Here is a 14,655-nt window from a genome sequence, read left to right on the forward strand (position 1 = left end):
AATGTCGCCTTTTATCTATATAAGTATTATTGATAAAACTTATTTTTTATAAACAATTTCGCCTTTAGGTTCGAAATCTGCGGCTTTCAATGGAGAGTGCGCTTCGATATAACCTTTTAAGACTTCAGCATCAACAAACCCTGTATTAACATAGCCCGGATGAGTATCAATCTTAGGATAACCATCACCACCAATGCCGTTAAAGTTTAGTGTTGCCATACGGTAAGATTTTGTTTTATCCAATGGCTTGCCTGCAATTTTAACATCGCTAACTTTACAGTCTGTATCTACTGTTAAGCTAACATTGTAGAATTGAGCATAAGCGCCAGAGTCAACTTTCATACATGCAACTGCTGACAAATAAGGCTCGACTTCTTCACCTTTAAAATCAACATAAACCAGTTCGTTAGCAAAAGGTTGAACTTTTAATACGTCTTTATAAGTGATATCACCAGATTCAATTGAATCACGCACACCACCACCACTCATAATGGCAAAGTCTGCGTTCGCACGTTCAGCTTGAGCGGATAATAATAGACGCGCCATATTGGTCTGAACAAAGCGAACTTTACTACGATCACCTTCTAATTTACCAACAACTTCACCCACTTTAATATTCAGTTGCTCACCCCCTTTTTCTTGGTAAGGTGTCAGCAATTTCATCATTTCAGGGTTATGAGGAATTTCTTCTGTATAGTAAACAAGCTCGGTTGTACCGTCGTCTTTCTTCACTTTTTGATTTAAGTTGATTGGAATTAATTGGTAATGCTTTAACGTGAATTCACCATTACGGAATTCGAAATCTGCACGACCAACATATTTACCCCATTCATGAGCCTGAACAATCCATGTACCATTTTGATTATCAGGCGCACAAGGCGTTCCTGGTACATAATCAGCTTGTTTGTAGTTTTTGTTCTCTTGAGACATACAAACAGGATCTTGTGAGTGACCGCCCACAATCATATCAAGGTAGCCTTTTGGTAAGGCACGCGCCATTTCCACATCACCCGGTGCGTTAGAACCGTGATTACCATTATCATAGTGACCCATATGGGTTGCAGCGATAATAATGTCTGGCTTTTCTGTTGTACGCAGTTCTTCTACAACTTTTTTAGCCTCATCAGAAGGTTTGCGGAATTCTGTATCAGGGAAATTTGCTGGGTTACCAATACGCACAGTATCATCAGTCGTTAAGCCTAATACGGCAATTTTTACACCTTGCTTATCAAAAATAGTGTAAGGCTTGAATAAACGTTCACCCGTACTTTTTTGATAAATATTCGCAGATAAAAATGGGAATGTTGCCCATTTTTCTTGTTGGCGCAAAACATCTAATGGATTATCGAATTCATGATTACCCAGAGCCATTGCATCATAGCCCACAAGATTCATCCCTTTAAAATCAGGCTCGGCATCTTGTAAATCAGATTCTGGAACACCCGTATTGATATCACCACCCGATAACAACAGTACGCTACCGCCTTTTTTAGCAACTTCATCACGAATGTTATCAACAACCGTTTTTTGTGCAGCTAAACCATATTCTCCACGATCGTTATGCCAAAAATGGCCATGGTGATCATTGGTATGCAAAATGGTAATTTCGTAGGTTTTATCCTTTTCCCATGCCTGAGACAACGCCGGCGCCATAGCTAAAGAAACGGTCAAAGCGCATGCTGATAATTTAAAAGATAAGCTCATGGTATATCCCCATGTATATTATTTATTGAGAAAGTTCTGCCATGTATCTACAGTAGAAAAAGAAGACAGAAGTTAAATACTTTTGCTGTATTTTATGATGTAGGTTATATAATTTTTTTATTATTTCATTGATCCGATAGTTTTTTTGAGACATGAATCAAACTCTATTTCTCACAAAAGCACTCAACTCTAAATAGATGTAAAGTAGACTAATAAAAATAGAAATAATTTACCAAAATGTAATATAAAAAAAGAAAGTAAATCCCCATTGATTCTCTCTTACTAAGTTGCTGGCAATTGTAGTGCTATTACAAATTAGCCGTCGGTATAAAATTCAGCAAGATACTCAGAAAAAACAACCCTATGCACTAAAAAGGAAAGCAATATTTACATGTAAGACTCATTGGTGTAATTTTTGCTTCAGCATTTTCTGCTATCTTAATTTATGCTCAATAGTTAGTTTTAGGTGAGAAGAGTATGATTCCAGAGCGTTTCTTCGGAGTTGCTTTTAGGATGAATGAAATGAGTGCTGAGGCCTTAGGATATATTATGGATCAGAATAGTATTGAATATGTCTATCATATCTTAGCCTACCTCCCACTATTAGGTGTTTTTATCACTCTTCTTACTAATATTGGGTCGATAAAGCTGAATAACTTGTTATCACCTCTGTTACCAAAATGAACTGAAAACAGAGTATTTCTTACTTCAAAAGGTAAGACTAATTAAAATAACATAGAAAAGTGCATTTGCATTAAAAAACTCAATAAACTTGCTATTTTTATAAATAATCGATAATTTTTAGCGAATTTATTGCATGAATACGCTAAACTATCAGCCTGCTATATTACTCGCCCCTCGATACATGTAGTTTTATAAAAAGAAGGAGAATTGATGCCGCATTCAACACCTCTCATTACCACCATTGTTGGTGGATTAGCACTTGCTTATATTTTAGGCATGATCGCTCAACGGCTAAAAATTTCACCTTTAGTAGGATATCTTGCTGCAGGCGTACTCGCTGGCCCATTTACTCCCGGCTTTGTTGCTGATACTTCTCTCGCTCCTGAACTCGCTGAAATTGGCGTTATTCTGCTAATGTTTGGCGTAGGTTTACACTTTTCATTAAAAGATCTAATGGCAGTAAAAGCCATCGCTATTCCGGGTGCTATTGCTCAAATTGCAGTAGCAACACTATTAGGATTGGGATTATCAGCATTTTTTGGCTGGGGTTTATTTAGTGGCATTGTATTCGGTTTATGTCTATCAACAGCAAGTACCGTTGTACTTTTACGCGCACTTGAAGAAAGAGGCCTGATTGATAGCCAACGAGGTCAAATTGCTATTGGTTGGTTGATTGTTGAAGACTTAGCTATGGTGTTAGCTCTTGTACTACTCCCTGCTATTGCCAATATGCTGGAAAGTAGCGATCAAACCAATGTTTCTCAACTGATGATCAATTTAGGCATCACTATCGGTAAAGTCGTTGCCTTTATCTTAATCATGATGATTGTTGGTCGTAAACTTATTCCTTGGATTTTAGCCAAAACCGCAGCAACAGGCTCTCGTGAGTTATTTACATTGAGTGTACTCGCCCTTGCTTTAGGTATCGCTTATGGTGCTGTAACTTTATTTGATGCTTCCTTCGCATTAGGGGCATTCTTTGCCGGTATGGTGCTTAACGAGTCTGAATTAAGCCACAGAGCGGCTCAAGATACTTTACCACTGAGAGATGCTTTCGCAGTTCTGTTCTTTGTGTCTGTCGGTATGTTGTTTGACCCAATGGTATTAATTGAACACCCTCTCGGCATCTTAGCAACGCTGGCTATCATTATTATTGGTAAATCAGTAGCTGCATTACTCCTTGTACGAATGTTTGGACATTCCCGACGTACTGCCTTAACCATTTCAGTCAGCCTTGCGCAAATTGGTGAGTTTGCCTTTATTCTTGCGGGCCTCGGTGTGGCACTAAACGTTTTGGAACCAGATGCTCGTAATCTGGTGTTAGCTGGTGCTTTAGTCTCTATTATGCTAAACCCAGTGCTGTTCTCTTTATTAGACCGTTATCTGGCAAAAACAGAAACCAAAGAAGAAGTAGAACAACTACAACAAGAAGAGCTAGAAGAAGAGATGCCCGTCCCTGTTGATATTTGTGGTCACGCTATTATCGTCGGTTATGGTCGCGCGGGAAGTATGCTTGCTGAAAAATTATTAGCTCAATCTATCCCATTAGTTATTATCGAAAATAGCCGTAACAAATTCGCTGAATTAAAAGAAAAAAGTTTAAACACAGTGCTGGGTAATGCATCAACCAAAGAGTCACTTGCTTTAGCCCGTATTGATTGTGCTAAATCTTTATTACTGACGATACCTAATGGTTATGAAGCAGCTGATATCGCCGAAACAGCAAGAAGCATGAACCCTGATTTAAATATCATTGTTCGTGCTCATTTTGACGATATTATCGTGCGTGCTAACTATGATGAAGAAGCTTCTTTTATCCTTGAGAAAGGTGCAAATCACGTCGTTATCGATGAAGATCAAACGGCATCTGCCATGGCGGATATGCTAATTAAAGAAGTCGAATTTGGTTGTGCTATTGATGATACACCTGAAAATGGTCAACAAATCATTGCACCTAGCGCAGCGCAATAACTCAGCATGGTGGCTTAAAGTTCACTAAGTTTACTTGCTAATAACCCCTTAAGTCATTTATTACTTGAGGGGTTATTTTTAATAACGGGAATAAAAGAATAAAGCACATTAATAATACTTATTCTTTATAGGCTGGATAATCTGTATATCCTTTAGCATCACCCCCATAAAGAGAAGTATGATCAACATTATTTAATTGCCAATTATGCGCAATACGTTCGGGTAAATCAGGATTAGCAATAAAAGGACGGCCAAATGCAATCATATCAGCCAAACCCTCTTTAATAAGTTTTATTGCACGTTCTGCTGTATAGCGCCCAGCATAAAAAATAGCACCACTAAAAATTTGACGGATATCTTTACGAAAATCTATCGGCATTTCAGGCGCATTATCCCAATCAGCTTCTGCGATTGACAGATAAGCAACATGACTATCTTCTAAAATTTTTACCGCTTCGATGTACGTTTCACGAGGATCATCCTCAACAATTCCCAGATAAACCCGCTCCTCTTTTGTACTTGAAAACAGAGGAGAAAAACGAACACCTAAATTTTCTGAGCCAATCTCTTTCGATACGGTTTCAACAATTTCTTTTAAAAAACGCAGACGATTTTTGAGTGTTCCACCATATTCATCATCACGATTATTACTTTGTGATGAAATAAATTGGTTCACTAAATAACCATTAGCACTGTGGATTTCAACGCCATCAAAACCCGCATCCATTGCATTACGCGCAGCTTGAGCATAAAGCTGAACCACTTGTTTTACTTCGTCTGTCGTTAGCGCTCTTGGGATTGAAGGATCAACCAAAGCACCTTGGTGTGGCGCTGTTTCGATAAAAACCTTAACACCCGTAGCCGGTATATCAGAAGCACTGATAGGCGCATCACCATGAGGTTGTAACGAAGTGTGTGATACACGTCCTACATGCCAAAGCTGAGCAAAAATGACACTGCCTTTATCATGTACTGCTTGCGTTATTTTTTTCCAGCCTTCAATTTGCTCTGGACTATAAATACCTGGAGTCCAAGCATATCCTTGACCTCTTGGCTCAATTTGTGTTCCTTCTGTGACCATTAGCCCCGCACCTGCTCGTTGAGCATAATAAGTAGCCATCAGTTCATTAGGAATATTGCCAGGCTGAGAGCTTCTTGAGCGCGTTAATGGCGGTAAAACTATTCTATTTCTTAATTGGTGACACCCCAATTTTACGGGCTCAAATAAAAGACTATTTTTCATCTGTAACCACTCCTTTAAAAAGTATGTTTGAATATTAGACCCACCTTTAAATGACCTCAATGACATATATGCAATGATTTAGGACATCGTGGTAAGATGAAAAGAAGAAATTAACAAACGAGCGCCTTGAGGTGACACATGTTAAAAATAGGATTAATTGTTTATCCCCATTTCCAATCCTTTAGCCTTTCAGTGGCGAGTGTTTTTGAATATGCAAATTTACTCTCGCAACAAAAATTATATGATTTCCAAATCTATTCAGATCAAGGCGGGTTGATCCACGCATCCTACGGCATTACCGTTGATAGTGCCCCCTTACTTCCTACATCTGACTATGACACACTAATAATCTCAGGAGATTACCACGCAGGCTTTGGCTCTGATACGTTAATATCAATAATAAAAGATATTAGTGTGAATACACGCCGAATGGCTTCTGTTTGCTCTGGTGCTTTTTTATTAGCAAAAGCAGGTTTACTGAAAAATAAGCGAGTAACTACCCACTGGTTACATGCAAAAAAATTTAGGCAAGATTTTCCTGATGTAATTTTAGAAGAAGATAAAATTTTTATTATTGATGACAACATCTGGACATCTGCGGGTATGTCTGCAGGTATTGATCTCGCCTTAGCAATGGTTGAAAACGACTTTGGACAGGATTTAGCTCGAAATATTGCGAGAAAATTAGTGTTATATCATCGCCGAGGAAGTGCACAATCCCAATTTTCAGCACTACTTGATCTTGATGCAAAAACCGATCGGATACAAAAAACACTCACTTACGCAAAAGAGAATATCAACGGCGATCTCTCTGTTGAAACCCTTGCTCAAATTGCTAATCTCAGCCCAAGGCAATTTAGCCGTATATTTAGAAGTGAAACAGGACAATCCCCCGCAAAAGCCATTGAGCAATTACGCGTTGAAGAAGCGAGAATGAGAATAGAGACCACAATGAATTCATTAGAAATTATCGCGAGAGAGACAGGTTTTGGTGATAGAGAACGTATGCGACAAGCTTTTTTAAGAGCCTTTGATCAATCACCACAAACGATCCAACGTATCTTTCATCAATAATAGCTAGCTATTCCTAAAAAGTGTCAACCTTATTTAGGACGAATTCAGACGTTATAAAAAAGCCACTCCTTGAAATGAACTGACCCCAGTTTATTGGACAGTTTTAATTAAGGTATGGCTTTTATCATTTCTTTCAGTACGGCTATTTATCTTTATTACCAGCGATAACCGACACCAAAGGTATAATTGGTATTACTTGAATCCGCTTTATCACCTTTTGTCTTTTCTTTCACAATATTGGCATTAAGATTAATACTATCAGTGACATTATACATAAGACCAATTCGCGCATTTAAATCAAGGCTAACATCGTTATCAAAACTACGACCAATACGACCTTTGGTATAAGCAGTTACTTTTTTAGCAAAAAGATGTTGGTTATAATCCCAACCTAAAGCACCTTGTAAGTAATTAGCATCCCCATCATAACGGTATTTTAAGTTTTGATAACTTAATAAAGTAGTAAAAGATAATGAGCTTAATTCATCATCCCATACTTGCCAACCTGGGCCCGTACCAACTCCTGCCTTTTCTTTAATATCCTCAACCCAGTCATGTTGGTAACTGACATAACCACGCCAGAAAAATGAAGGTGTTATAAAGCGGTCAAGATCATAACCTAAATTATAGTAATAAGTACTTACATTACTATCATCTTTATTACGTAACATCGCACCAGTAAAATTTTGACGCCATATATCATTAGCAATATTGAGATTCCCATCTACCGAGTATTTCTCATTAGTAGAAGAGCCTTTATTATAAGAAGCTCCTGCATTTAAGCTTCCTGTTATTTTATTATCTATCGATACTGCACTTAATTTATTATCTACTTTATCTTTACTTAAGACTAAAGAGTCATTAATTGGCACTCTTTCTTTATTATTATCGGTTATTAATGTAATTTCCCCCTCAGATGAACTCTCAATTGAATTTATTGATGTCCACTTTGAAAAGGTTGCATTTTTTATTAACGATGGTGTATTTACCGTAAAAGATTTGACATTATCAAGGTTAATCCTTATTTCACCAGCATAATCTGTTTTCACAAGGATTCTATTACTGTCAATAATAGAAATAGTGCCCGATATTTCATCACCATTCTTTAAATATATATTATCAGCACATGCTCCAGCAGAAAATAAAACTAAAAATAAAAAACTTATACTCTTGTGCATCTATATTCCCCTTTATTTAAGTCTTTATAACTGTAGTCAGGGATATAAAAATACACAAGATAACTAACCTATATAATTGATTAATTACTCTTGTGTATTGAAATAGTCTTAATAAGATGAATTATTAAGACAAATTATAAAGTAATGTATTATAGCGTGTTGATAGATGTATTTAACGCTCCCAATAAGCTTCTTCTAAGCTGTCTTCTTTTTCAGGCAAGCCACGTGTTAAGCGCGGAGAATGCTGACTTAGCACTTGATAACTCACTCGGTTAGCATATTTACAGACTTGTGCTAACGATGAATAAGTTAAATAAGTGCGAGGATGCTTACTTGAATTTGGCACATTGATGCGATGATAGCTATTCGCTGTAATATCATGCAGTAATGCTGATAATGCCGCATCACCCGCACCATTCGTATTCATGATTTTTTCAGGGCCACCCATATAAGGTTCAATATGAGAATAGACTTTCTCTGGCTCTTCACAATCTTTACGACGCATTGCACGACTAAATTCATAACGATTAAATTCAGCAATAGCACCGGGTAATAAAGGATGTGAGGTTTGGCGCTTAAAGTTGTGTTCTGTATAACCGCCCATATAAAGCCCAGCAGGCCCTGCAGTACACAACACTAAATCAACCCATTCTAAAGCAGCATCGGAAGCTAACAGAGGATCAGCATGTCCTGTTAATTCAAAAGCTTCATCTTCGTTCATTGCGACAACAGAAACATGCTCTTTTAAGAAATCACGCCACCATTGTGGATCATCTGCAATAACATATTTTGTACCCAGCGTAAGAACCACAGGTACATCATATTTTTTCGCATACTCAATCGCTTTCATGGTTGCTAACGGCATCGGTTCACCCGGTTTACAGCGAACTAAGTAAGCCGTTAATACCAACGCAGAAGCTTCTGCAATCACCTCTTCCGGAATACTTTCTGGTTTAAGTTGGTTCATTTGACCAGGGCTAATCGCAAATGTACGTTCGCCATTTTCCGTGATCAGCGTAAAACAGCGACCAATTGCACCATCAACACCTTGGAGGTAATTAAGATCAGTACGGCTAGATGTGTTACATAAATAACGATAAGCATAGCTACCAATCTGAATGTTATTACACATAGTACCTAATAACACAGAACGATCATCAGCTAATACAGAGTAGTTATGTAGCGTATTACCAATCGTACCGCCAGCAAATTCGTGTGTTATCAGATTATTGTCTGTTAATTCACGATAAAGTGCCTCTGCGACATCATCTTCAATAACAAGAGAGTGTCCCTGACTCAAGTTATAACGGGTAATAAATGCCTCATCAACTTTCGCTTCGATATCCACCAGTGTTTGGTCAATGCCGACAATATAAGCGCGCGAAGATTCACTCTCCGTCATATTGATAATGGGTTGTAATAGAGGATCTCGTAAACTAACGGGAAAATAGTGTTTGGATTTTCGTTTGCCAGGGAATTTCATTGTGAACGATGCTACACAGCTAAAAAAGATGCGCAATGTTAACACAATATTATGGGAGAGACAGTAGGTGTACGTCAGTACACCTACTTATTTAAAGATATTTTTATGCGGTTTTACGACGGCTTCTTGCCATATAGCTCAGTAAAACACCCATAACAGACAGAATGAAACCAACAAAAGCGGCGCCAACTAAAATCAGAGCGCGTTTAGGCGCATCTTTTTTAGTCGGTTCGTAAGGCTTCAACATATATTTGAAGGGTACAAATTGAAGCTCATCTAATTTCACTTTTTCTAACTGCTTCATGTTATATAAACGGTTTTTCAGATCAGAGCTTACTGTGGTTGGATCAGTGATAGCTTCTGTGATCGCCAATTTACTACTTAATGCATCAGAACCCATGGCAATAGAATAATCAGGGTCATCTTTAATTTGTGCACCTTCACTGGAAATTGGTTTTTTAACCCCAGCGGCATTTGCGATTTCTAACGCATATTTTAAGCGTTGCACATTTACATTACGCGCATTAGCGATACGCTCTAAATCCATTTCATAAGCTTTTTTCGCAAAACTTAATTTACGCTCAATTTGATCATCAATTTCGTCTTTTACTTCCATTCGTACTTTGGTAGAAATAAAACGAATATAACCAGAAAGCAAATCGTAAGCTTCTTCAGGCGTTGGGGCGGTAAAGCTTAAATTAATTTCCCCACTAAATTCTTCATCACTATTCTTGCTATCCGATGATTTTAAATTAATATCTTTCGTTACGATATTTTCAATTAATCTACGCTTATCCAATGGCGTTGGTTCTTCCATTTTTGCCAGTAAGCTTTTGTAGTAGTCAGTGCTAACTAAATATTCTTCACGTAAAACACGAGAGTTATAGTTATTAATAAACTTTTGATAAACAGATGAACCATTCACACCAGTATCAACATCCACTAAGCTAAGCTCAGTCAATGTTGCTCTTAATTGCTTCATTTCATCCAGCATTGGCTTGGTAATTGCAGCTTGGCTAGTCCATTTTTGTGGTAAAAAGCTTGCAACAGTAAAGCCAACGATAGCAAATAATAACGTGATACCAATAATGACAAACTTTGATTTATAAATAACAGAAAATAATTCAAAAAGATCGATTTCATCATTCTGTTTTAGATAGAAATCGTCAAAGTGTCCTTTATCAATTTCTGAAGATTGTGGTTTTGAAAGCTTACTATTCATTTTCCTGCCTAAATTTATGTAATGCAGTGTCCGTTTATCAGCACTTTTAGTGATTTCCACTAAAAGACTTAAAAAATGAGAAAAGATAAGTTTATATATAACTGAAATATGATCAAATTAATATATCATCAAATCCGATAATTTTATTTATCGAATTCAGTAATTATTTTTTGCATACCTCTCGGATCATCGCTTCTAGCAAGTCAATATGCTCAGGTTCAGCATTTAACGCCGGAATATATTCGTACTGTTTGCCACCACCATGAATAAAGAACTCTCGGTTCTGTTCATTAATTTCTTCTAATGTTTCCAAACAATCAGATGAAAATCCTGGGCATACAACCTGCACATGTTCAACCCCTTCACTTCCCAGCTTTTCCATCGTTTTATCTGTATAAGGTGATAGCCAAGGTTCACGACCAAAGCGTGATTGAAATGTCAACATAACCTGTTCTTTAGGATAACCTAACTGCTCTTCTAATTGTGCTTTTAGTTTTTCGGTTGTGAGACAACACTCATCATAATAAATATCCCCCGTTTTGATAAAACGCTCCGGAATACCGTGGAAAGAGAGAATTAAACGATCAGGTTTACCATATTGCTGAAAGCTTTTCTCAATAGAGGTGACAAGTGCTTTGATATAAAGCGGATGTGTAGGATAACTACGAATAAAGTGAAGAGAGGGTATTGTACGCATGTCTTTAAAAATTCGGCTGACACCATCAAATACCGCAGCAGAAGTCGAGCAAGAGTATTGAGGATAAAGTGGTAACAAAATAATGTTCTCAACACCTTGTTGTAATAGCTTTTCAACCCCTTCATTTAGGGATGGATTACCGTAACACATCCCTAACTCCACGGGAATATTAGATAATCGCTGCGCAACAGCACGTTGTTGCGCTCGGCTATAAACTAAAAGAGGAGACCCCTCATCCATCCAAATCTGTTGATATAACTTAGCTACTTTAGGTGAACGAAACGGTAATATCACCCCTTGTAATATTGGTTTCCAAATCAAAGGAGAAACATCAACAACACGAGGATCGCTAAGAAATTGTGCTAAATAACGTCGAACAGCCCCCGTTGTCGGCGCATCAGGTGTGCCAAGATTAACCAAAAGAACACCATACTTAGCATCATTCATACTATGACTCCTTAGAGTTATTTTATTAGGATAACCAAAGTGTAGAAGAATAAAGGAAAATAATAGATTGTGCTTGTCAATTTATTGGATCGGACTTTTTACCTTTTCCTAGAGATAAAAAAAATCCCGGCTCAACCGGGATTAATCATCACAATGACAAATTAGCCAAGGATACTTTTCAGTTCAGCGTTAATTTCGCTTACTTTTTGTGTACCATCAACTTTGAAGTATTTCGCATTGCTTGCTTTAGCTTCATTTTGATAATAAGAAACTAACGGTGCTGTTTGAGTATGGTATTCAACTAAACGTTTACGAACGGTTTCTTCTTGGTCATCTTTACGTGTTGTTAATTCTTCACCCGTCACATCATCACGATTTTCCACTTTAGGTGGATTAAATTTCACATGATAAACACGACCTGATGGTGCGTGAACACGACGACCAATGATACGCTCAACAATGATGTCATCAGGTACAGCAAATTCCAGTACGAAATCCACATTGATACCTGCTTCTTTCATTGCATCAGCTTGTGGAATTGTTCTTGGGAACCCATCCAACAAGAAACCATTACGGCAATCGTCTTGTTTGATGCGCTCTTTAACTAACGCAATAACTAATTCATCTGTAACTAACTGGCCATTGTCCATCAGTGCTTTTGCTTTCAGTCCTAGTTCTGAACCTGAACTTACTGCCGCACGTAACATATCACCAGTTGAAATCTGTGGGATACCATAGTTTTCTTTAATGAATTGAGCCTGAGTGCCTTTACCAGCGCCTGGAGCGCCTAGCAGAATGATACGCATCGCGTAAATCCCCTTGCATTTAATTTTTTATATTTAAACTCGAAAACGCATTACCATACCATTTTGTGAGGTCATCGCTCAAGAAATCACGGTAGCGATTGCATTTTATTTTTATCGAAAAAGAAAAAACCACGCTCTCTCTTCAAAGAAACGTGGTTTAAATGTTTGAAAACGAAAACAGTTACGCTTTTTGAACTAAAAGTTGATTCACTAAGCGAATAAACTGGTTTGGATCCTCTAAAGAGCCTCTTTCAGCAAATAAAGCCTGATCCAGTAATAAATTGACCCAATCAGCAAATAAAGCGTCATCCGTTAACTCTGCTGTTTGTTTCACTAATGGATGATTTGGATTTAGCTCAAAGTTATATTTTACTTCTGGCACTTCTTGTCCTGCTGCCGCAAACAATTTCGCCATTTGTGTGGTCATTTCATCCGCACTGGTTGTCACAATCGCTGGGGTATCTGTTAAGCGGTGTGTTAATTTCACCTCTTTAACTCTGTCGCCTAACAAGGTTTTAATGCGTTCAACGAAAGGAGCTAATTGTTTATCTGTTTCTTCTTGCTCTGCATGCTTCTCTTCATCAGCCAGTTTATCTAAAGATTCATCTGCTTTACTAACAGACTGGAATGATTTGCCATCAAACTCAGTCAGGTAGTTCATCATCCACTCATCTATACGATCAGATAACAGCAATACTTCAATGCCTTTTTTGCGGAATAGCTCTAAATGAGGGCTATTTTTCGCAGCAGCATAGCTGTCAGCAGTGATGTAATAGATTTTTTCTTGACCTTCCACCATACGGCTAACGTAATCTTCCAGTGAAACAGTTTGAGCATCACTGTCGTTATGCGTTGACGCAAAACGTAGTAATTTAGCAATTGTTTCAATGTTAGATGAATCTTCTGCTGGGCCTTCTTTTAAGACTAAACCAAACTCTTTCCAGAATGCTTGATATTCTTCCGGCTTGTTTTCTGCCAGTTTTTGTAGCATCTGTAATACACGCTTAGTTAATGCACTGCGTAAATTACGTGTAACAGAACTATCTTGTAAAATTTCACGAGAAACATTTAACGGTAAATCATTAGAATCCACTAACCCACGGATAAAACGTAGGTAATTAGGCATAAACTGCTCAGCTTCATCCATAATAAAGACACGCTGTACATACAGTTTTAAGCCATGACGTTGTTCACGATTCCATAAATCCCAAGGTGCTTTTGAAGGCACATATAATAAGCTTGTGTACTCTTGCTTACCTTCTACACGGTTATGTACCCAGCTTAATGGGTCAGCAAAATCATGAGAGATATGTTTATAAAACTCTTTATACTCTTCATCACTCACTTCGGCTTTATTACGAGTCCACAGTGCTTGCGCTTTATTAATTTTTTCCCACGTTACTGTGCCGTCTTCTTCATTTTTCGTTTCAATTTCAACAGGCAAAGAAATATGGTCGGAATATTTACTAATAATGCTACGCAGACGCCAGTCATCTAAATACTCATCTTCGCCTTCACGTAAGTGCAGTGTGATGTCAGTACCACGATCAGCTTTTTCAATATCAGCAACGGTGTAATCACCTTCACCTTCAGATTCCCAAAAAACACCTTTTATCTGCGCTTTCGCCCGCAGCTCGAGTGCGTACGGTCACTTTATCTGCAACGATAAACGCGGAATAGAACCCAACACCAAACTGACCAATTAGTTGGCTATCTTTAGCTTGATCTTGTCCGATAGATTCTAAAAATGATTTTGTTCCTGATTTTGCGATAGTACCCAGGTTATCAATGACTTCATCACGAGTCATACCAATACCATTATCACTGATAGTCAAAGTACGCGCTTCTTTATCAGTGGAAATACGCACATGCAACTCGCCGTTATTTTCATAAAGCGCTGCATCTGATAATGCACGGAAACGCAATTTATCTGCCGCATCTGATGCGTTAGAAATCAATTCGCGAAGGAAAATTTCTTTATTGGAGTAAAGAGAATGGATCATTAATTGAAGAAGTTGTTTAACTTCAGACTGAAATCCTCTTGTTTCCTGACCTTTCATACTCATTTTTACCTCAATTAATCCTAATTTGGCGAAAAAAACAATATGAGTAAAAAGTGGGGATAGTTAAGCTAGTTTCAAGGGTC

9 protein-coding genes and 1 pseudogene are annotated in these 14,655 nt (G+C 37.8%); 2 read left to right on the plus strand and 8 right to left on the minus strand.

Annotated elements, in window-relative coordinates; translation table 11 throughout:
- Positions 1-39 precede the first annotated feature (39 nt).
- Positions 40-1,704, minus strand: coding sequence for a bifunctional UDP-sugar hydrolase/5'-nucleotidase UshA (ushA, locus tag CUB63_RS14285; protein ID WP_109848342.1), 1,665 nt, complete (start codon positions 1,702-1,704; stop codon positions 40-42).
- Between the two features lie 894 nt (positions 1,705-2,598).
- On the opposite strand from ushA, the gene ybaL reads away from it, so the two are divergent.
- Complete coding sequence (gene ybaL / locus CUB63_RS14295) at positions 2,599-4,359, plus strand: YbaL family putative K(+) efflux transporter (RefSeq protein ID WP_072065107.1); 1,761 nt, start codon at positions 2,599-2,601, stop codon at positions 4,357-4,359.
- A 118-nt stretch (positions 4,360-4,477) separates the two neighbouring features.
- Here the strand turns inward: ybaL and CUB63_RS14300 are convergent, their stop codons facing one another.
- Positions 4,478-5,602, minus strand: coding sequence for an alkene reductase (locus tag CUB63_RS14300; RefSeq protein WP_109848343.1), 1,125 nt, complete (start codon positions 5,600-5,602; stop codon positions 4,478-4,480).
- Between the two features lie 138 nt (positions 5,603-5,740).
- Here CUB63_RS14300 and CUB63_RS14305 point away from each other — a divergent pair, with 138 nt between their 5' ends.
- Positions 5,741-6,676: a GlxA family transcriptional regulator gene (locus CUB63_RS14305; protein WP_109848344.1), complete on the plus strand. Its 936-nt coding sequence runs from the start codon at positions 5,741-5,743 to the stop codon at positions 6,674-6,676.
- Between the two features lie 155 nt (positions 6,677-6,831).
- Here CUB63_RS14305 and CUB63_RS14310 read toward each other — a convergent pair whose 3' ends face one another.
- The 6 genes and pseudogenes from CUB63_RS14310 to htpG all read right to left on the minus strand — a co-directional run bounded on the left by CUB63_RS14310 (position 6,832) and on the right by htpG (position 14,575).
- Entirely contained in the window at positions 6,832-7,854 is a 1,023-nt protein-coding gene (locus CUB63_RS14310; protein ID WP_109848345.1) for a DUF481 domain-containing protein, read from the minus strand.
- Positions 7,855-8,026: 172 nt separating this feature from the next.
- Positions 8,027-9,337, minus strand: a complete 1,311-nt coding sequence (locus CUB63_RS14315; protein ID WP_109400182.1) for an inosine/guanosine kinase — start codon at positions 9,335-9,337, stop codon at positions 8,027-8,029.
- Positions 9,338-9,440: 103 nt separating this feature from the next.
- Entirely contained in the window at positions 9,441-10,559 is a 1,119-nt protein-coding gene (wzz(fepE), locus tag CUB63_RS14320) for an LPS O-antigen length regulator Wzz(fepE) (protein WP_072065109.1), read from the minus strand.
- Between the two features lie 163 nt (positions 10,560-10,722).
- Complete coding sequence (gene hemH / locus CUB63_RS14325) at positions 10,723-11,703, minus strand: ferrochelatase (protein ID WP_109848346.1); 981 nt, start codon at positions 11,701-11,703, stop codon at positions 10,723-10,725.
- 161 nt (positions 11,704-11,864) lie between these two features.
- The gene (gene adk / locus CUB63_RS14330) at positions 11,865-12,509 is read right to left on the minus strand and encodes an adenylate kinase (RefSeq protein ID WP_006534026.1); all 645 of its coding nucleotides are present in this window, start codon (positions 12,507-12,509) and stop codon (positions 11,865-11,867) included.
- A 181-nt stretch (positions 12,510-12,690) separates the two neighbouring features.
- Positions 12,691-14,575 (minus strand): annotated as a pseudogene (gene htpG, locus CUB63_RS14335) (molecular chaperone HtpG).
- Positions 14,576-14,655: the final 80 nt, after the last annotated feature.

Source organism: Proteus penneri (genome assembly GCF_003144535.1).
In the GTDB taxonomy this organism is placed as follows: Bacteria; Pseudomonadota; Gammaproteobacteria; order Enterobacterales; family Enterobacteriaceae; genus Proteus; species Proteus penneri.